Genomic DNA, 20,056 nt, shown 5'->3' on the forward strand with positions numbered 1-20,056 from the left:
GTTATTTCTGGTAGTGAATCTTCTCCTGTTCCCTTCGCAGATATTAGTCTGATCAGGTTCAACGGATCCCGAATTAACGGTCTCAGCCAAAAGGCACTCCGACAAGTGAAGAAATTATAAGCAAAATTTGGCGCTAAACAAAGCGGGCCACATCCAATTTCCGACCTAAATATTGGCTTTCATCAGTAATTGGAAACCCAACCATGCGGCTGAAATACTTAACACCACATTTAAAATAACGTTCAGACCCATCTTTAAGAACGCGCCTTGTTGCATCAATAACACGTTATCCATAGAGAATGTAGAAAATGTGGTTAAGGCTCCAAGAAAGCCTAAACCAATGATCTGGCGCCAAGGCTCAATCGACATAATCTCACTTTCAAACGCGGCGATTAGTAGACCCATAATAAAAGAGCCAACGACATTCACCGTTAAAGTACCGTAGGGAAAACCTCGGCCCAAAAGCATAACGCACAGTTCAGAGACTAAATAGCGAGAACAAGCACCAAATGCGCCTCCCAAAGCTATGTAACCCAAAATGGAAAGTTGTCCCATAAATCCCCCTCGACAATTTGGCTATATTGTAGTCATAACTCAGAGAAATTCGAGAGTTCTAAACTGATATTACCTTAGTAATTTGTTTGAGATTTTAAAAGTTACGGATGTCACTTTAACCGTAGTTTTTAGATACACGCTGCGTAATGGCTACCAAAGAAGAGCAAAAGAGAATAGACGGTAGAATTTAGAACCAAAAGGATTAGTTGAAATATAGAATAACAGAAAAGGTTAAAACTTATTCCCCAAAGAGAGACACCTTAGATATCGAACGTTCTAATTTCGTTTCTGCCAGAAACGAAAAAGGCTCCAGCATTTCTTCGGGGACGTCTAGTCTAGAGCTTAAATATGGCAGGGGTGAACTGGGCTGGCACTTCAGAGATTCGACCGGGCTTGCGCACAGGCTCCCAACACTTACTTTGCAAAAGCAACAGATGTAAAAAAGCCCCAGCATTACTGCTGAGGCTTTAGAAGATGGCAGGGGTGGAGAGATTCGAACTCCCAACACGCGGATTTGGAATCCATGGGTTACGCTCTATAAAGATATAACCGAATACAACCCTTGGTTATGTTGGCTTGTACCGTATGGAGATTTCGCAAGCTAATGTACAGCAATGTGGTCACCACTGAATTTCATCGACAAGTCGTATCGAGAATCACTGACCAACTTGCACCACGTCTAAGTTCGGGGCTAAATTTCCGACTATGTATGTAGCAATGGATACATTGCGGCAATTCCACTAACGATTAGCAAAACCATCCCACCGAGAATCTTCCAACACATTCAGCAGACAATGACACTCTTGTAATCACTCATAGTCGTCGCGCTGCAATCCTATCATTATCAGGGTTTGAAATTTAGTGAAAAATAGTGAAGTGAAGCGCAACAAATAAAAATTAATCAATTGAAAAACATAGCCTTAGATGATTGAATCAAATTATTAATTATGCGTGGTATGGCTATGGCTGGAAACTTTCAAGATGATGTTCGAGAAGAAGCGATGCGAAATCTTTTCGGCTTATATAAAGATGAAAACGAGGGACGATCGGGTGTTGACGCCTATTTAGACATTCATGGTTATCAAATCGCCTTTGAGCTTAAAACAACATCCAAAGGGTCTGTAACGACAGTAAGAGACTTTGGTCCTGACCATATAGAAAAGTGGAGAACCAAACATTGGTTAATTGGATTTTTCATTAATGGAACAGAATATTATGTCTATGCATCTCCAGAGATGATGAGGCCATGGATACAAGAAAAATCTGAATACATCTCCCTGACTTCAGAATGTCGGAGATAGCTTCGTCACGTCTAACTTTAGAGGATATGTATAACATCCTTGGACAAAAACCATGTATACATATCAAGACGCAAAGAAGTTACAAAAATGCAATTGAAAAGCATGAGTACATTTCATTGCAGGACATTCGAATGGATACTCGCCTCAACGTATGCTAGAAATTTTGCAGTCTCGTTGCGAGTACCTAGTTAAACGAGGAAGTACATTAAACAATCCTCACATCCCTTTTACATATTTTGAAAGTTTTCCAAAAATAACAGCCAATCATGCTCAAGCACTTAGAGAAATGGTTCGATCTGCTATGTAGTATCTAACTTGAAGTCAGATTGACTAAATCTGGCTCCATATTAAGATCTAATACTTCAATGCTTCTGCAACATTTTTGCAACTTGATAAGCTACAGGTGGAGCAACAGAGTTACCGATTTGACCTAATACTTGATAAACCGCTCCAGCGAACTCCCATTTTCAGGAAATCCTTGAATAATCCCTACATCTTGAACACTTAACCTAAAATGGTCATCTTTCGCAGGAAAGCTAGATGCCTTTTCCGGCTAGCCTGAATACCATTGGGCCAAATTTCCATATTGCCCCAAGTTTTTGACCTGCAGCGCTATTAAGTATAGATGTCGTATTTTTTCCCCGTAAACCCACTTCTTAATGTTGGAGAAAACCATCAGCACCTATATCTTTTAACCGAGAGCTTGTCTAACCCCATTGTTTCAGGTAAATCGTCAAATGGGATTACTCGATTCTTAGTATCAAAAGTATGCTTATTGTGGGTTGGTGTTGGAATTTGAAAGCGCTGAAAGCACTGTTCATCTCTAAAACCTACGAAAACACTCGTCTTCGCACTTGAGGAACGCCAAAATCAGAGGCGTGCATCTCAAATCTTATGATGTGATAATCACTCAATGGTTCATAAATATACTTTTGCACAAATCCATCAAACTTAGGATTCAAGAGCCCTAACACATTTTCTGCTACGAAAGCTCTCGGTTTGATCGTATTTACAGCACGATTAAACTCTCCCACATGTTCCTTTCATCATCTTCTCCTTTTGAGACCCAGCAACTGAAAATGGTTGACATGGTGGACCACCTTGAATTATGTCTACCATCCCTTTGTAACGTTCCCAAGCAGTTTTGATACATCACCTTCATCTGGACCAGCATAGACATTCCACTCAGGTCTATTACGCTGAAGAGTATCTTTGCAAATAGGAATAAGTTCGTACGATGCAACATGCTCGAAACCAGCAAGGTCAAAACCTAAGTCCAATCCACCACCACCAGAGAAAAGGCTCAAGCTACGAAGACCATTTGATTCTAGCCTCGGCATCAAGGCTTCTAAATTTAAGAGTGGTTGATTGATTGAGTGAACAGACTTTGACTTCCTTCATCTGCTGCCAAGCGAGCAAGCCTTGATTGTTGAGAGATTCTACGGTACTCATCTCTTTTTTCTTCAGTTAAATCATACTCTTTTGGGATATATTTTTATATACAGATGAGCTGCCAGCCAATGTAAACCTCTTAAAAGTCAAAGAATCAATTTCTCGTATTTTACCAACTCTCGACCTTAAAATCAGTGTTTTTCATATTGAATCAGTTTATCAATTAAGCTTTTGTTTTTGGCTATTTCACTAGTACTGCTACATCTAAAAACATCATCTTCTAAACTAAGTGATTTAATGATAGCTAAAAGCCTGCCCCTTACGGAATCAGGCTTTCATTCGTTTACCGCATACTAAGCAACAAGTTTTTCAGTGCATTTCATTTTGTAGTCTTCCAGCATCAACACTGCTTCATCAACTTCGTCAGGGTGAAACACCAATGTCAAATCTACAGTCGGATACTTGCGAACAAACCAAGATAATAGTGACAACATACGAGTCGTAATCGGTAACGCTGATTCAAGCAATTTACGTCCCTTGCTGTTCGCCAGATCTTGCTTGGCGATACTCTCGATACCATCTGCATCAAACATCGCAACCAACTTGTCATAGTGACCTCGTGGGCACGTTGCGGTACAGCGGGTAAGCCCCAACCACCTTGAGTGATTGCACGTAACATCTGCACCTTAAAATGCCCTCTGAGCCATCTTCTAAGTACTTAACACCTGTGCCCTTGAGGTAGCGACGAACCTTGTAGAAGTCCATCCAGTTATCCCAATCATCCATTCCCTTTAAACAGTTATTTACACGCCATTCGTCGAAGTAAGTGCGAGCGTCTAAACCCTCATCAACGGTATTCCATGGAACAGTATCGAACGATAGATGCTCTACCACTTCACCGCTAACAGGGTGACGAACTTTCACTATACGTGGGTTTATAGGACAACGCTTAAAGTCCCATTCAAGATTCAGCGTTTGCTCGGTGTGGATGCTAACCAAGTCCATTTCCTTTAACCACATATCACGAGCTGAAGCCAAATGACTACGTTCAATCTTCTGTTTCGGATAGCGGTCTAAGAACAACTCAACCATCCAAGCATTTTCGTTAACGCCTTTCGGTGGTTTAACCCTGCCTTAGCACATACTGGCTTGGTATTACCCAATTCAGTAGTTAATTGCCCACGCGTTTTCATCGAGATAATCTGCTTCGCATGGTGCTTGAGTTGCATCATGTCTTCACCGCTAACCTCTTTACAGATACGTTGGAACCGTTTTGCTAATGGACCATCTAGACAGGTCTCCAATTGCTCAGACGTGGCATTGGTAAGAAATCCGTCTGTCGTTGCACTGACAATTTGCACATCATTATCCATCGTTAGCTTGCGGATAATTTCCATCATTGTGGCACGAACAAAGCCCGCAGCATGAGCAGCATAATGCGCATTGGTCACTGGCGAATATGGGATCTTACTGCTTAACCCTGATGAGACATCGAAACCAGATTTTCCCGAAGTCCCAGCCCAACCTTTCCGTAAAGGGTATTCCCAATCAACTTCCAAAGCTGGTCATACAGCTCATTACCCTCTTTTTATACTTAGAACGTTGCTTACGAATGATCTTAGTAAACGCCTTGAACTGAGATACCGAACCCTGTTTCCACGGAATCACCTGACCGTGAAGAATCTCAATTTCTACACCTGCATCATAAGCCAGTTGCAACTCTGGTGCTGTCACATACGTTGCCCCTCTAAAGGGTAATAGATACCACGCAAGTCTGTACGACAAGGTAATAGCCCCACTTTGTACCCTCTGGATGCTTGAAACGTACATAAGCAAAGCCCATGGTGTGACCGAGATAATCTTCAATGTTCTTCGACTCAAATGAGTTTAGATAGTCAGCTTCGAGAATATCGACCAATGCCGTCGTGTAAGCACCCGATAAGTCGTAATCGTTATAATCACCTTGCTCTGTTACCCCAAAGTACGCTCCGAAGTTCGCTCCACCATAGAAACAGTTCATAGCTAGTGCGTCGGTATACTCACGGCTCACTGTCTTAGCTATCTTGACAGATTTACGTATCCCATTACTCTTAGCGTGGTAATACTCACCCTTACGTTTCTCGTACCCTAAGAACTCGTGCATCTCATTCACACCACCGCACGTATGCTTGAACAACGACACAGTAAAGTTTCCATGTGTCGAGGGTAACTGCTTCAGCTCTAGCCCCGTATCTTCACGCATATCGACCAATGCAAACCTCTGCATTTGTAAGCCATACTTCAAGGCAATTTCCGCATCACGAACGGCATAGCGATCAAACAAGCTCTGATCTTCACAATACAAGTCATCCATACGAGAGATCATACCGTCAGCCAATGTCATCTTAGGAATGCCCACTAGCTCACCGATGTCATCAAGCGAGGCTTTACTGCTTAACAACAATGTGTCGATGAAGCGCACCTTGGTTTCAAAGGTATTGTTCGAACCTGTATAGAACTTGGTGTTTTCAGTCTTGTACTTACTGCGACCAATAGATGCTAAGTCAATGCCATAAGAACCACGCCCCGAAGTGATCGAGCCTTGTACCGCAGTGAAAGAATTCTTATGGTTTTACTCTTCGCACCGATATTCCAGAACTCTTCAAATGAGGCAATGTCAGCACGTAAAAGTGAGCATAAATAAAGGTATGCTCAGGCCACTCGTCGATAAATCCACGAGCCTTAGCTTTAATTAGCAACTCCTGAATGAACTTGTCGAAATTGACCTTGTAACCCTTAGTGCTGTTAGCTAGTTGTTTGCGCTTTAGCATTTCCTCATCTTTCGATAGACCTTGATCACGGCACTCTTTAATCAACTTAGCCATCTCCGTGTGCTTCACACCTTTAAAAGACTTGTCACCGACCTGAACACAATACGAATAACAGAGAATGTCATTTTTCTCCGTCTCAGGGTTAAAGACCCACTCAGAATCAATCGCGATATGTACTGCTTTACCTTTTCCACGCATCGCAGCCCATGGTGCAGAACGTAGTCCCTCGAAATAGCGTTTCACCTGTTCATCAACGGTTTTCTTCGCTTCCTCACGAGTACGCAACTCTTGCTGAAACTTGGCGATTTGATCATCCAGTATGTAGGAACGATTGTTAGAGAATGTGTCTACTAGGAAATCTTCAACTTCACGGTCTGTCTGACGCATAAGTTGATAGTTGTTCTTAGCTTCTTGCTCGAAAATGTTCATCTTTAATTACCCATTAGCTCGGTATAACAAAGATTGGTATTAAAGAGGTGCTCTATGGAGACAATTTTGGAAAAAGACTTGCATGAAATGGTGCGCCCGAAGGCAGTGGTTTGCTAGACCGTATTAAATCGATGTTCACTCTTACTTGTTGATGTACTTAAACGCATCCTCGGCGACTTCTATCACTTGCTTGTAGCTCCAGTTCGTCTTGCGCTTACCATCTTTCCAAAAGTGGTTTTAAGGCGGTGAGCAATACTGTTCTTTAGGTACTGACGATCACCTAACTCGTAGTCAGCTTCATCAATCACCTTCCAGTGAAACCAATAAAACGATCAGCATCACCGTTATAACGAACAGGCTGTGCATTGAAGACAGCATCTTTGATGTCAATTTTAGCTTGTTAAGATTTACTTGTAGTTCTGTGTTCATAATATTTACCTCGGTTGTTAATTAAAAATACCAGCCAGATCAGGCTGAATAAATTTGCCACTTTCGTAGTTTCTAGTACAGCGTGCAAATTGCTCACTGCTAAATCACGCTTCTCAGCGGTAGAAATGGCAAGGAATGCTAGTATCGCATCACCCTCACCCCGAATGATTAATCCCTTGTATTCAGGACCACTACTGTTTTCAATAACCTCTATCGCAGAACAACGAACATAGTTACCATTGCCAAAGTTTAAAATGGGTTTGTTTTCGATGATTCGATGATCTTACTCGTGCAATCATCGGCATCCCCCCGTTTTACCCTGCTTATCCGCATTTAGTTCCGTGTAACTGATCGCCCTACCTTTTTATCTAACAAGATAAAGAGCTGACCCAAACGAATCACACTGACGATACGGTTAGGATCGATAAGGTTTTATCAAGCGTCTCGATAAGACCACGTTGATTTTTCTTTGCCATAATGCCTCCAATTTAATCTTAATAAAACAGCAACTTAAAACAACCGAAATAAAGTCGAAATAGTGCCGTTAATATATTGTTCTTTATTCGAAAGGAAACTTGATATTAGATATCAGCCTTGAGTAAGTACGTGGAACGTTTTGATCAGGTAATAACGGCTTGGAACGGGCGCAAACACAATGGGGAAAATTAGGTTACGAATAAAAAAGTAGAGACGTTCCATCCCTACTTTTACAACACTCCTAACCATCCAACACTTCATCAATCACAAGACCAATAGCAAAACCGGCTATCAAACCGTAAGGTCCGCCAAGGCGTGCTCCAAGGGTGCCGCCCAGTCGAGCCGCTTTCAGCCCAAGATCCCTTTTAGATTTCGGTAATTGTGCAGGCTTAGGTAGAAAAGGTTTACTCGTTTCTTCATTGTTCAGTTCCTATATTGCAGATATGAAAAAGGCGATACCATTACTGATACCGCCCATCTATTTTGTCGTGAAGACCTCTATACTATCTAGTCGTCATACTCATCGTAATAATCATCATCGTAATCGTTGTCATCACTGTCTTCATCATCGTCTTCCCACAGCTCATGCCAATTCATACCTAGCTCATTGAGCGCTTCTTCTTCGGTATAACCGTTTTCATTCATGCACTGCTCGACGTCAGCATTCAACTTAGCCATGACTATCAACACTTCTTACAGTAGTTCTGGGTGACTTGCTTGCATGAATTACACACCCATTTCCCACAACGACTGCACGAAGTTCCGCCCATTACATCCGTTTTCTTGCGACACTTATGGCAAGTCCAAAGCTTCATTGAATTTAAAAATACTCATTACATTTCCTTAGCTAACAAGTAGCTCTATTTTAGCTGCGAATGACAATAGAACGCCGAGCCACAGCTATGCTCAGGCATCCCAGATTGACGTTATTTAGTGATTATTCAGCGATATTGCTGACGTGAGGGCTAATACAAAGGGAAGTATTATCAGTTGCGATAACCGTATAGACGGATGAACAAGGTAAGATTCGGTACGATGCAAAGTAAGTTCGCTTTGTTCCAAATCGTGCTATCTACTTGGCTTAATCATTGCTATTCAAGTAACACTGGAACATAGAAAATTGACTCAACCAACGAATGACAAACATGGTTAGAAGATCCCATGGTTCTCGATTCGGGTTGGCTCAAACAACTTGATGCAGCATCTACGCTATACAGGTGAGTCTGAGCTTCAAGATGGCGAGTGTCATCAGTAGTGACCACCCACGGCATCATGAACAGATCCTAAACCAGTACCAAGGGAACCGACCTTGAAATTGCCACTATGTGCCGATTTTCAAAGTTTCGATGCACATTAACGTTAAACGACGAATTGCCCATTCGAAGCCCCTTACGAGATATGGCAACGCGAAAAATGGTGCTGTTTTTCGAGCGAGGTTTAAAACTAAATAATAATCTGCCACCAGGCTGAGTGCATATATAGGGGAATATCATGGAAAATCTGATAGTTAAACCCGACACAAACCCACTCATCAACCTTAGTCGCCATAACAGTTTTACCTATACCGTTTCCAATGCTTTCTCGGCATTGGAAGTTTCAATAACACCGAAATGACCCCATTAAAGAGCAACGGATGTGTAATCCTTGCGTTTAGTCCATCTGATAAGGGAAATACCCCATCACTCGTTGCCAAGCTTACAACAATGCAAACCAGACAAATTAAGAACCAAAACTGGCTCAAGGCTCCGGTCTACCTCCTGTACTTTGCAATAATTTCCTCATCAATCAGATTCAGTAGCCAAGGCTCTCAGCTCAGTTTTCACAGTCTCATATCGCTCAGACAATCGGTGTAAAACACGTTATCAGGCACAGGCTCAAGAATTGAAATAGTCCGAAGCACTGATGCTAAGAACCCTACTGAATTACTGCTTCCGCCAGCTACAACTGGCTTCAAGACAGCAGATTTCATCGTTTTGTCTTTCTGGTCATCAAGTAGGGTAAAGATGTCCTCAAGCCTCACCCAAGCCTTAGAGAACAAGCCAGATGAAGAATTTTAGACACTCGAATGTAAAACTCCTTTCATCCTCTCGAATTGCAATTTGATACTCCAACGTACCATCTGACTTGGGACTTAACTTCGGGCTAACTCCTCCTTAATAACGGTAAATGGATCAACAACAGCATCTTCTATCTTGTCGTTGCTCTGGATTTCTTCAGTTGCTTTTACATGTTTTCGGCTCATACAAATTCCTCTTATTCAGTCATTTCAATCAAGGCTTTAACGAGCCCTGTTTTATTACTTGTCGAACCAACGATGTAGCTACCACCACCATCGTCAGCATGAATACAACCGCTACCACATGGGGATCAGTCTCATGTGGTAGCACAATGACAAACTCTGGGTTATCTAGGGCATAAGCCAAGAGAGTTTCCATGTCTTCATCAACATCACCTAATGCTTCATCGGTATCATCAGGCTCAATCAAAATCAGGCATATTGAAACTTCATCCCAAAACTTTTCAGCTTCATCACGTTGCCCATCCCACGGAAGCAAAGTTGTTCAACCAATTGCTCTTAATTGATAACGGCAAATCCAGCAACTCAACGGCTGCAATGCTTTTCACTACTATCATTAAACTTTTCCTCTCAATTCCAGAATGAAAAAGCCCCTGAATAGTTAGTTATATTCAGGGCTATCTATACTTTTAATCTCTATTTTCAGGCTATTTAGGTTCGGGTAGTGCTAGATTTTCACTCGCTTTCATCACCATATCAGACAAAGCATTTGCGCCACGTTCTAATGCTGTTCGGTCAAAATGCCTGTAGGATAACGTCGAACAAATATCACTATGGTTGAGAACTCGCTGAACAGAGGTCACATCTAACCCTGAATGGTTCAAAAGATTAGATGCAGCAGAGTGTCTAGCCGTATGGGAAACTACGCCATCTGGATCAATCCCAGCCCGTTCCAGTATCAACTTCAATGCCTTTCTAGGTGGTGATATATGCGTTCCTTGACGATTACCAGGAAATACATAGGGTTTCCTGGCTGCTTCAACTCCTAAGCTCCAAAAGCAATTCTAGCATTAGGTCGGAGAGGTAGATCTGATGTGATTTCTTGTTCTTCGTGGTCTTAATAAACAACGTTCAGTCTTCAAACGACACATCATCCCAAGTCCTCTCAAGTAACACTGATATACGACAACCACTAAGCCATAACATAGCAATCAAATTGCCCTTTACCTTGCAGTAATAAGTTCGAGCTACCTTTATCAGCAATGCCGTTTCTTCAATATTCAGGAATCGCTCACGGGCTCCATTTTCAGGTAATAAGCTAACCTTCGTTGCATGATTCGTGGTGTCCCAGATCTTAGCTGACAGAGAACATAAACCCTTGATCAGCACAATTACCCTGTTGTTAGTGCTTGTTGAATAAGACTTTCCCTTATAGCTCCGTCGTTAGGTGAGATTGCTGCTTCATGATTGCATGAGCAGTCAGCTTATCCATCGGGATTTTATAGATAGGCTTACAACGCAGGAATCGAGTTTCATCATCACGCCATGATTTCTTTCGCTAGCCCATGGGAGGTATGTCTCATGGAAGAAGGTATACATCGGGAATCATCACCGTTGAGCGAGAATCCCTTTCAATCTTAGGGTCAATACCATCGGCGATTTGCACTTTAAGCTTACGTGCTTTCTTTCTAGCTTCTTCCACTGATAGATCTGGAAAACGACCTAGAGAAATACTTGCCTTACGACTAGGTTTATCATGAGATCTAAGAAGTTTTTGATGAATATCGCAGTAAGAAACGACGATTCCCGTCTTTCCGACAAGTACCTTTAAACCAATTACGCTGTTATCTCCACCGCCATCAGACCATTCAAGATCAGTCGAGCGAGAGTCAGCAGGCGGTACTGGCAAGGATCTTACTACCGAATTAGTGAAGTTAACGGTTCTATTAAGTGTCATGACATCAATACTCCTATTTCTATCAATCACTTAATATTCTATATGTTTCAAAGGTGTTTAAAGACTCCTCTCGTACATGGTAAACGTCGTTAACCATTGATATGACGAGGCTTAGCTATGAATATCAGAACTTGATAGTAGCAATGTATATTGCCGTCATTTGCATTGGCATCCGTGACACCATGCGAGGGAGAACCTACACGACATCATCAGATAATGAAAATGTGGGTACAACTAGTGTACCAATAACAGAGTGTGAAATTTAGCGATGAAGTACCACACCACTGGCTTAAAGCAGCGTCATTAGGAACGAACCACCGTCACCCAAGTACGAGCGAACGGCATTCACGTGACCGGATATAGACCAGAGCAAAGGAGAGATTCTATGAAAGGTGTTCGTTGGCGATATTCAACCTAGGTTTACGCAAGCGCAATTTGTAGCTGTATCGCTCACCACGAAGTTTAAAGCTGAAGACAGGATATGAACCGGAAGAAAAATTTGGAAAGCTATAGGTGTTGTTCTGATGGGATTTTCGAGTGGAAATAGGTAGGCAATTTGAAAGCGTCGATTTCTTATAACGTTAGAAAAAAAAGTCCCAACCTAAGTTGAGACTTTCTATACCCCGAAAGGAAAATGGCAGGGTGGAGAGATTCGAACTCCCAACACGCGGATTTGGAATCCGCTGCTCTGCCAATTGGAGCTACACCCCTGTAGAAACTACAGTTTAACACATTGTAGATTCAAAAAAACCTCGCAGAAGCGAGGTTTTCGAATAAGTGGCGGAGTGGACGGGACTCGAACCCGCGACCCCCGGCGTGACAGGCCGGTATTCTAACCAACTGAACTACCACTCCGCAGTGGACTACTTGTCGTCGCTGACAAGTGTTCATAATTTAAAGCCTGGCGATGTCCTACTCTCACATGGGGAAGCCCCACACTACCATCGGCGCTAATTCGTTTCACTTCTGAGTTCGGCATGGAATCAGGTGGGTCCAAATCGCTATGGTCGCCAAGCAAATTCTTTAATTCGGAAAGCTGTTTTCGTTCTTACACATTCAATGTTCTAGTTTGAGTCCATCAAAACCCCTTGGGTGTTGTATGGTTAAGCCTCACGGGCAATTAGTATCAGTTAGCTCAATGCCTCACAGCACTTACACACCTGACCTATCAACGTCGTAGTCTCCGACAACCCTTTAGGATACTTAAAGTATCAGGGAGAACTCATCTCAAGGCTCGCTTCCCGCTTAGATGCTTTCAGCGGTTATCGATTCCGAACTTAGCTACCGGGCAATGCGTCTGGCGACACAACCCGAACACCAGAGGTTCGTCCACTCCGGTCCTCTGTACTAGGAGCAGCCCTTTCAATTCTCCAACGCCCACGGCAGATAGGGACCGAACTGTCTCACGACGTTCTAAACCCAGCTCGCGTACCACTTTAAATGGCGAACAGCCATACCCTTGGGACCGACTTCAGCCCCAGGATGTGATGAGCCGACATCGAGGTGCCAAACACCGCCGTCGATATGAACTCTTGGGCGGTATCAGCCTGTTATCCCCGGAGTACCTTTTATCCGTTGAGCGATGGCCCTTCCATTCAGAACCACCGGATCACTATGACCTGCTGCACCTGCTCGAACCGTCATTCTCGCAGTTAAGCGGGCTTATGCCATTGCACTAACCTCACGATGTCCAACCGTGATTAGCCCACCTTCGTGCTCCTCCGTTACTCTTTGGGAGGAGACCGCCCCAGTCAAACTACCCACCAGGCACTGTCCGTAACCCCGATTAGGGGTCGACGTTAGAACATCAACACTACAAGGGTGGTATTTCAAGGACGGCTCCACAAATACTGGCGTACTTGCTTCAAAGCCTCCCACCTATCCCACATGTAGGGTCAATGTTCAGTGCCAAGCTGTAGTAAAGGTTCACGGGTCTTTCCGTCTAGCTGCGGGTACACTGCATCTTCACAGCGATTTCAATTTCACTGAGTCTCGGGTGGAGACAGCGTGGCCATCATTACGCCATTCGTGCAGGTCGGAACTTACCCGACAAGGAATTTCGCTACCTTAGGACCGTTATAGTTACGGCCGCCGTTTACCGGGCTTCGATCAAGAGCTTCGACCGAAGTCTAACCCCATCAATTAACCTTCCGGCACCGGGCAGGCGTCACACCGTATACGTCATCTTACGATTTTGCACAGTGCTGTGTTTTTAATAAACAGTTGCAGCCACCTGGTATCTGCGACTCTCAATAGCTCCATCCGCAAGGGACTTCACCGTCAAGAGCGTACCTTCTCCCGAAGTTACGGTACCATTTTGCCTAGTTCCTTCACCCGAGTTCTCTCAAGCGCCTTGGTATTCTCTACCCGACCACCTGTGTCGGTTTGGGGTACGATTCCTTACAATCTGAAGCTTAGAGGCTTTTCCTGGAAGCATGGCATCAATGACTTCACTACCGTAGTAGCTCGACGTCGTGTCTCAGCCTTAAAAAGAGCCGGATTTACCTAACTCTTAAGCCTACGCACTTGAACCTGGACAACCGTCGCCAGGCCCACCTAGCCTTCTCCGTCCCCCCATCGCAATTGTAAGAAGTACGGGAATATTAACCCGTTTCCCATCGACTACGCCTTTCGGCCTCGCCTTAGGGGTCGACTTACCCTGCCCCGATTAACGTTGGACAGGAACCCTTGGTCTTCCGGCGAGGAGGTTTTCACCCCTTTATCGTTACTCATGTCAGCATTCGCACTTCTGATACCTCCAGCATGCTTTACAACACACCTTCAACGGCTTACAGAACGCTCCCCTACCCAATAACTAAAAGTTATTGCCGCAGCTTCGGTTTATAGCTTAGCCCCGTTACATCTTCCGCGCAGGCCGACTCGACTAGTGAGCTATTACGCTTTCTTTAAATGATGGCTGCTTCTAAGCCAACATCCTAGCTGTCTAAGCCTTCCCACATCGTTTCCCACTTAGCTATAATTTGGGACCTTAGCTGGCGGTCTGGGTTGTTTCCCTCTCCACGACGGACGTTAGCACCCGCCGTGTGTCTCCCGGATAGTACTTACTGGTATTCGGAGTTTGCAAAGGGTTGGTAAGTCGGGATGACCCCCTAGCCTTAACAGTGCTCTACCCCCAGTAGTATTCGTCCGAGGCGCTACCTAAATAGCTTTCGGGGAGAACCAGCTATCTCCAGGTTTGATTGGCCTTTCACCCCTAGCCACAAGTCATCCGCTAATTTTTCAACATTAGTCGGTTCGGTCCTCCAGTTGATGTTACTCAACCTTCAACCTGCCCATGGCTAGATCACCTGGTTTCGGGTCTATATCCAGAGACTGAACGCCCAGTTAAGACTCGGTTTCCCTACGGCTCCCCTAGATGGTTAACCTTGCCACTGAATATAAGTCGCTGACCCATTATACAAAGGTACGCAGTCACAGGACAAAGCCTGCTCCTACTGCTTGTACGTACACGGTTTCAGGTTCTATTTCACTCCCTCACAGGGTTCTTTTCGCCTTTCCCTCACGGTACTGGTTCACTATCGGTCAGTCAGTAGTATTTAGCCTTGGAGGATGGTCCCCCCATATTCAGACAGGATAACACGTGTCCCGCCCTACTCGATTTCACTGAACACACATCGTCAACTACGGGACTATCACCCTGTATCGTCGGACTTTCCAGACCGTTCGTCTAACGCGTGTAAAGCTTAAGGGCTAGTCCAATTTCGCTCGCCGCTACTTTCGGAATCTCGGTTGATTTCTTTTCCTCGGGGTACTTAGATGTTTCAGTTCCCCCGGTTCGCCTCGTTATGCTATGTATTCACATAACGATACTTACTTATGTAAGTGGGTTTCCCCATTCGGAAATCCCAGACTCAAGTGGCTTTTACTGCCTAATCTGGGCTTATCGCAAGTTAATACGTCCTTCATCGCCTCTGACTGCCAAGGCATCCACCGTGTACGCTTAGTCACTTAACCATACAACCCGAAGGAGTTTCGAGTTGATAATCAAATCACCAAAGTTGTCTGCAATTTTATACATGATGCAGACTCGATTTTGCGGACTCAAATTCCAAGAACACTTGAATGTTTTTAGTTGTATTCATAAATGAATACTTTGAGAACTTTACAAACAACAATAAATTGTTGTTTTGTCAGCTTTCCAAATTGTTAAAGAGCTTGATTTCTAATGAAACCATTTTTAAAAGCACTCATCGAATGCGCTTAAAGATGGTGGGCGATACCGGGCTCGAACCAGTGACCCCCTGCTTGTAAGGCAGGTGCTCTCCCAACTGAGCTAATCGCCCACATTAGTTTTACTTCTTGTGGAAGAAGTCTCGAATGGTGGAGCTAAGCAGGATCGAACTGCTGACCTCCTGCGTGCAAGGCAGGCGCTCTCCCAGCTGAGCTATAGCCCCATCGAGAAAATGGTGGGTCGTGCAGGATTCGAACCTGCGACCAATTGATTAAAAGTCAACTGCTCTACCAACTGAGCTAACGACCCAATGGTATCCCGTAGGGGAGTCGAACCCCTGTTACCGCCGTGAAAGGGCGGTGTCCTAGGCCTCTAGACGAACGGGACACTGGATTTGAAGATTTTGGGAAATCTTCATTCTCTTTACTTTATAAACCATCAATCTGTGTGGACACTCATCACGATAATCATCGTATAAGGAGGTGATCCAGCGCCAGGTTCCCCTAGCGCTACCTTGTTACGACTTCACCCCAGTCATGAACCACAAAGTGGTGAGCGTCCTCCCGAAGGTTAAACTACCCACTTCTTTTGCAGCCCACTCCCATGGTGTGACGGGCGGTGTGTACAAGGCCCGGGAACGTATTCACCGTGGCATTCTGATCCACGATTACTAGCGATTCCGACTTCATGGAGTCGAGTTGCAGACTCCAATCCGGACTACGACGTACTTTTTGGGATTCGCTCACTCTCGCGAGTTGGCAGCCCTCTGTATACGCCATTGTAGCACGTGTGTAGCCCTACTCGTAAGGGCCATGATGACTTGACGTCGTCCCCACCTTCCTCCGGTTTATCACCGGCAGTCTCCTGAGTTCCCGACATTACTCGCTGGCAAACAAGGATAAGGGTTGCGCTCGTTGCGGGACTTAACCCAACATTTCACAACACGAGCTGACGACAGCCATGCAGCACCTGTCTCATAGTTCCCGAAGGCACCAAAGCATCTCTGCTAAGTTCTATGGATGTCAAGAGTAGGTAAGGTTCTTCGCGTTGCATCGAATTAAACCACATGCTCCACCGCTTGTGCGGGCCCCCGTCAATTCATTTGAGTTTTAATCTTGCGACCGTACTCCCCAGGCGGTCTACTTAACGCGTTAGCTCGAAAGCCACGGCTCAAGGCCACAACCTCCAAGTAGACATCGTTTACGGCGTGGACTACCAGGGTATCTAATCCTGTTTGCTCCCCACGCTTTCGCATCTGAGTGTCAGTATCTGTCCAGGGGGCCGCCTTCGCCACCGGTATTCCTTCAGATCTCTACGCATTTCACCGCTACACCTGAAATTCTACCCCCTACAGTACTCTAGTCAGCCAGTTTCAAATGCAATTCCGAGGTTGAGCCCCGGCTTTCACATCTGACTTAACTAACCACCTGCATGCGCTTTACGCCCAGTAATTCCGATTAACGCTCGCACCCTCCGTATTACCGCGGCTGCTGGCACGGAGTTAGCCGGTGCTTCTTCTGTCGCTAACGTCAAATCCATACGCTATTAACGCATGAACCTTCCTCACGACTGAAAGTACTTTACAACCCGAAGGCCTTCTTCATACACGCGGCATGGCTGCATCAGGCTTGCGCCCATTGTGCAATATTCCCCACTGCTGCCTCCCGTAGGAGTCTGGACCGTGTCTCAGTTCCAGTGTGGCTGATCATCCTCTCAGACCAGCTAGGATCGTCGCCTTGGTGAGCCCTTACCTCACCAACTAGCTAATCCCACCTAGGCATATCCTGACGCGAGAGGCCCGAAGGTCCCCCTCTTTGGCCCGTAGGCATCATGCGGTATTAGCCATCGTTTCCAATGGTTATCCCCCACATCAGGGCAATTTCCTAGGCATTACTCACCCGTCCGCCGCTCGCCGCCCAACAAATCCCCCGAAGGTTCAATGTTGTCGCTGCCGCTCGACTTGCATGTGTTAGGCCTGCCGCCAGCGTTCAATCTGAGCCATGATCAAACTCTTCAATTTAAGATTTTGTGACTCAATGAATACTGATTACATTACATAGTAATGTTGAATTGACTGTGCCGATACTAAGTATCGATTGGTCACTCAGTTCATTGAAATCAATTTGAAGCCTAAGCTTCTAATTGGATTATCATCAACGAGTGCCCACACAGATTGATAGGTTTATATTGTTAAAGAGCTTTTCGCTTTGAGTTCTCTCAAAACGGACGGTCATTTTAGCGAGATAAAGTTTAGTGTCAACCACTTTTTTCAAACTTTCTTTCAAGCGTTTGGCTTGGCTAAGTAACCTTGCTAACTTGGCTCTCGTTTCTTTCGAAGCTTTGCCGTGTCAACGAGGGCGCATTATAGAGAAGTGGATTTCTTTGGCAAGCCCTTTTTAAAGGTTTTTCCGATTTTTTTATCGTTCGGCTACTTATTAAGCTAAAACCGCCAAAATAGGCGGTTTTGTTTACAATTGTTTAAATTTTTCGGCAAATAAAGTCACTTTTTTCCAGTTAGTATATTCCACTTCTTTACTGGTATCCGTTTCACCGCCAGTTAAGGTCATAATGAGTTTAATCATCATTTTATCGAACCAGCTATATCTAGGGTAATAGAGGGCACCGGCAAACACGCCGATCAACTTAGGTTGCCATGGCGATAACTTGAGAAACTTCTTAATGTAGACACTGCCTTCCGGCGTATCTTTACCTTGGTCTTCTTTTCTGGCGGTAAGGTTGACGCAAAAGAAAGCGACTTTATGCTGATTAAGCTGCCCTAGATTAGCGTTAATAAATTGGTATAGCTTTTTATTGAGCTTGCCATAACGAATGGATGCACCAATAAGCACTCTGTCATACACAGAGAAATCAATCTCACCTACTTGATGCAAATCCACTAGCTCACATTGAAACTCGCTTAGCTCTGTTTCAATATGTTTGAGAATTTTAATGGTTTGCCCTTCACGAGAAGAATAAAGAAAGAGTATTTTTTCCACTGTATGTCCTTAGCTACGCCAGAAGGTTGGAGTTAATAGAATAAGCAAAGTGAATATTTCCAGACGACCAAACAGCATCGACACCACCAACACCCATTTTGCCTTGTCATTGATTTCACCAAAATGCAGCGAAACCTCCCCTAATCCAGGGCCCAAGTTATTCAATGTCGCAGCAACCGCCGAGAACGCGCTTAGTTCATCCATACCGGTTGCGATCAGTGCCAACATACACACGACAAACACGAGAGTATAAGCAGAGAAAAATCCCCATACGGCGTCAACTACTCGCTGCGGTAGTGCATTACCACCAAGTTTAATCGTGTATACCGCGCGAGGATGAACCAGACGTTTTAGTTCACGAGCACCTTGCAGCGTCAAAAGTAAAATGCGAATAACCTTCATCCCACCACCTGTTGAACCAGCACATCCTCCAATAAAAGATGAAAACAGGAGCAATACGGGTAAAAACAGTGGCCAATCAGCAAAACCTGTGGTGGTAAAACCAGCAGTGGTTGAAATCGAAACCGTCTGGAATAGAGCCTGATCAAATGCCTCATAAATGGTGTCGTAAGAATGATGATTAAGAAGCATTAGAAAACAAATTAAGAATAACAATACCTGAATAAAAACAAAGGCACGAAATTCCGGATCTCGCCAGTAGTATTTAGGGTGAACGCCACCCGTAGCAAATGCGGCAAAGTGTAGCGAGTAGTTACAAGCCGAAATAAGCAGAAATACAACCGTAATCATATTGATCGCATAGCTATCAAAATAACCCATACTGGCATCATGGGTTGAGAAGCCACCGATGGCGATAGTTGAGAAACTATGTCCAATCGCATCAAATGGTGTCATGCCCGCAAGCCAAAATGCCAATGCACAAGCAATGGTTAAGCTTAAATAGATATACCAAAGCGCTTTTGCTGTTTCGGCGATACGTGGCGTCATTTTGCTGTCTTTTACGGGACCGGGAATTTCTGCGCGATATAACTGCATGCCACCGATACCCAATACAGGCAAAATGGCCACAGCAAGTACGATGATTCCCATGCCACCAAACCATTGCAGAAACTGACGATAAAACAGAATTGCTTTAGGTAAATGGTCAAGACCGACAATAACCGTCGCCCCTGTCGTCGTCAGTGCAGAAAAGGATTCAAAAAAGGCATCAGTCACTGAGATATTAGGGTTGTCAGAAAGGAGGAATGGTAGCGAACCCGCACTGCCGATTACCGTCCAAAAAAGCACAACGATAAGAAAGCCGTCACGGGCTTTTAATTCATGCTTGTGATGTCGATTAGGAAACCAAGAAACAACACCACAGAACAACAAGACAAAGAAGGTGGTAACAAAAGGCACACCCGCACCATCTCGATAAATCAGCGCCACTAAGGCAGGCGCAAGCATCGAGACGCTAAACAGGGCCAGTAACAGCCCGACGATTCGGATAATAGATCGAAATTGCATTATAAATTGATGAGCGAAGCTAAGCTTCAGACTT

Annotated in this window: 19 protein-coding genes, 7 tRNA genes, 3 rRNA genes and 1 riboswitch; of the genes, 1 reads left to right on the top strand and 28 read right to left on the bottom strand. The window is 44.5% G+C overall.

Translation table 11 applies throughout. The annotated features are described in order from the left end of the window. Positions 1–12 precede the first annotated feature (12 nt). Positions 13–111: riboswitch (TPP riboswitch) on the bottom strand. Between the two features lie 54 nt (positions 112–165). Both crcB and Vt282_RS13600 read right to left on the bottom strand, forming a co-directional pair. Further along, positions 166–555: a fluoride efflux transporter CrcB gene (crcB, locus tag Vt282_RS13595; RefSeq protein WP_162045269.1), complete on the bottom strand. Its 390-nt coding sequence runs from the start codon at positions 553–555 to the stop codon at positions 166–168. A gap of 475 nt (positions 556–1,030) precedes the next feature. Further along, positions 1,031–1,118, bottom strand: a tRNA-Trp gene (locus Vt282_RS13600). Positions 1,119–1,517: 399 nt separating this feature from the next. Here Vt282_RS13600 and Vt282_RS20180 point away from each other — a divergent pair. Then, a complete protein-coding gene (locus tag Vt282_RS20180) occupies positions 1,518–1,856 on the top strand; it encodes a PDDEXK family nuclease (RefSeq protein ID WP_197740075.1) in 339 nt (112 codons plus the stop codon). An 830-nt stretch (positions 1,857–2,686) separates the two neighbouring features. Here the strand turns inward: Vt282_RS20180 and Vt282_RS21735 are convergent. The 26 genes from Vt282_RS21735 to Vt282_RS13695 form a co-directional block, all read right to left on the bottom strand. Continuing rightward, a complete protein-coding gene (locus tag Vt282_RS21735) occupies positions 2,687–2,890 on the bottom strand; it encodes a DNA cytosine methyltransferase (protein WP_197740076.1) in 204 nt (67 codons plus the stop codon). Further along, positions 2,877–2,975 carry a DNA cytosine methyltransferase gene (locus tag Vt282_RS21740; RefSeq protein ID WP_197740077.1) on the bottom strand — a complete coding sequence of 33 codons (99 nt, stop codon included), beginning with the start codon at positions 2,973–2,975 and terminating at the stop codon, positions 2,877–2,879. The genes Vt282_RS21735 and Vt282_RS21740 overlap by 14 nt, the downstream gene beginning before the upstream one ends. Then, entirely contained in the window at positions 2,969–3,196 is a 228-nt protein-coding gene (locus Vt282_RS20195; RefSeq protein WP_197740078.1) for a DNA cytosine methyltransferase, read from the bottom strand. Before Vt282_RS20195 ends, Vt282_RS21740 begins: the two co-directional genes overlap by 7 nt. 405 nt (positions 3,197–3,601) lie before the next feature. Continuing rightward, positions 3,602–3,841, bottom strand: coding sequence for a hypothetical protein (locus Vt282_RS20680; protein WP_232055062.1), 240 nt, complete (start codon positions 3,839–3,841; stop codon positions 3,602–3,604). 13 nt (positions 3,842–3,854) lie between these two features. Beyond that, complete coding sequence (locus Vt282_RS20685; RefSeq protein ID WP_232055063.1) at positions 3,855–4,340, bottom strand: hypothetical protein; 486 nt, start codon at positions 4,338–4,340, stop codon at positions 3,855–3,857. Then, positions 4,322–4,807, bottom strand: coding sequence for a hypothetical protein (locus Vt282_RS20690; protein WP_232055064.1), 486 nt, complete (start codon positions 4,805–4,807; stop codon positions 4,322–4,324). The genes Vt282_RS20685 and Vt282_RS20690 overlap by 19 nt, the downstream gene beginning before the upstream one ends. Then, on the bottom strand, positions 4,797–4,982 hold the full coding sequence (locus tag Vt282_RS20695) for a hypothetical protein (protein WP_232055065.1): 186 nt from the start codon (positions 4,980–4,982) through the stop codon (positions 4,797–4,799). Before Vt282_RS20695 ends, Vt282_RS20690 begins: the two co-directional genes overlap by 11 nt. A 13-nt stretch (positions 4,983–4,995) precedes the next feature. Further along, positions 4,996–5,709 carry a hypothetical protein gene (locus Vt282_RS20700; protein ID WP_232055066.1) on the bottom strand — a complete coding sequence of 238 codons (714 nt, stop codon included), beginning with the start codon at positions 5,707–5,709 and terminating at the stop codon, positions 4,996–4,998. 142 nt (positions 5,710–5,851) lie between these two features. Next, positions 5,852–6,487, bottom strand: a complete 636-nt coding sequence (locus Vt282_RS20705) for a hypothetical protein (protein ID WP_232055067.1) — start codon at positions 6,485–6,487, stop codon at positions 5,852–5,854. Positions 6,488–6,787: 300 nt separating this feature from the next. Next, positions 6,788–6,916 carry a hypothetical protein gene (locus Vt282_RS21260; protein ID WP_269472569.1) on the bottom strand — a complete coding sequence of 43 codons (129 nt, stop codon included), beginning with the start codon at positions 6,914–6,916 and terminating at the stop codon, positions 6,788–6,790. 984 nt (positions 6,917–7,900) lie between these two features. Then, positions 7,901–8,071, bottom strand: coding sequence for a hypothetical protein (locus Vt282_RS13620; RefSeq protein ID WP_162045264.1), 171 nt, complete (start codon positions 8,069–8,071; stop codon positions 7,901–7,903). A 413-nt stretch (positions 8,072–8,484) separates the two neighbouring features. Further along, a complete protein-coding gene (locus Vt282_RS13625; protein ID WP_162045263.1) occupies positions 8,485–8,667 on the bottom strand; it encodes a hypothetical protein in 183 nt (60 codons plus the stop codon). A 996-nt stretch (positions 8,668–9,663) separates the two neighbouring features. Next, entirely contained in the window at positions 9,664–9,948 is a 285-nt protein-coding gene (locus Vt282_RS13635; protein WP_232055068.1) for a hypothetical protein, read from the bottom strand. Positions 9,949–10,117: 169 nt separating this feature from the next. Continuing rightward, entirely contained in the window at positions 10,118–10,399 is a 282-nt protein-coding gene (locus Vt282_RS20710; protein WP_232055170.1) for a tyrosine-type recombinase/integrase, read from the bottom strand. Positions 10,400–10,989: 590 nt separating this feature from the next. Beyond that, the gene (locus Vt282_RS20715) at positions 10,990–11,367 is read right to left on the bottom strand and encodes an Arm DNA-binding domain-containing protein (RefSeq protein ID WP_232055069.1); all 378 of its coding nucleotides are present in this window, start codon (positions 11,365–11,367) and stop codon (positions 10,990–10,992) included. Positions 11,368–12,002: 635 nt separating this feature from the next. Then, a tRNA-Trp gene (locus Vt282_RS13645) sits at positions 12,003–12,078 on the bottom strand. Positions 12,079–12,145: 67 nt separating this feature from the next. After that, positions 12,146–12,222 (bottom strand) — tRNA-Asp (locus tag Vt282_RS13650). 44 nt (positions 12,223–12,266) lie between these two features. After that, positions 12,267–12,382: ribosomal RNA gene (gene rrf / locus Vt282_RS13655) — 5S ribosomal RNA — on the bottom strand. An 84-nt stretch (positions 12,383–12,466) separates the two neighbouring features. Then, a 23S ribosomal RNA gene (locus tag Vt282_RS13660) occupies positions 12,467–15,342 on the bottom strand. 253 nt (positions 15,343–15,595) lie between these two features. Then, positions 15,596–15,671 (bottom strand) — tRNA-Val (locus Vt282_RS13665). Positions 15,672–15,706: 35 nt separating this feature from the next. Continuing rightward, positions 15,707–15,782: transfer RNA gene (locus Vt282_RS13670), tRNA-Ala, on the bottom strand. 10 nt (positions 15,783–15,792) lie between these two features. Next, positions 15,793–15,868: transfer RNA gene (locus tag Vt282_RS13675), tRNA-Lys, on the bottom strand. Positions 15,869–15,870: 2 nt separating this feature from the next. Further along, positions 15,871–15,946, bottom strand: a tRNA-Glu gene (locus tag Vt282_RS13680). 88 nt (positions 15,947–16,034) lie between these two features. Beyond that, positions 16,035–17,579, bottom strand: a 16S ribosomal RNA gene (locus Vt282_RS13685). The 16S, 23S and 5S rRNA genes sit together here with 6 tRNA genes alongside, the layout of an rRNA operon. 448 nt (positions 17,580–18,027) lie before the next feature. After that, complete coding sequence (gene hemG, locus Vt282_RS13690; RefSeq protein WP_162063636.1) at positions 18,028–18,555, bottom strand: menaquinone-dependent protoporphyrinogen IX dehydrogenase; 528 nt, start codon at positions 18,553–18,555, stop codon at positions 18,028–18,030. 9 nt (positions 18,556–18,564) lie between these two features. After that, a complete protein-coding gene (locus Vt282_RS13695) occupies positions 18,565–20,022 on the bottom strand; it encodes a TrkH family potassium uptake protein (RefSeq protein WP_162045260.1) in 1,458 nt (485 codons plus the stop codon). Between the last annotated feature and the right edge of the window lie 34 nt (positions 20,023–20,056).

The organism is Vibrio taketomensis, assembly GCF_009938165.1.
Classification (GTDB): domain Bacteria; phylum Pseudomonadota; class Gammaproteobacteria; order Enterobacterales; family Vibrionaceae; genus Vibrio; species Vibrio taketomensis.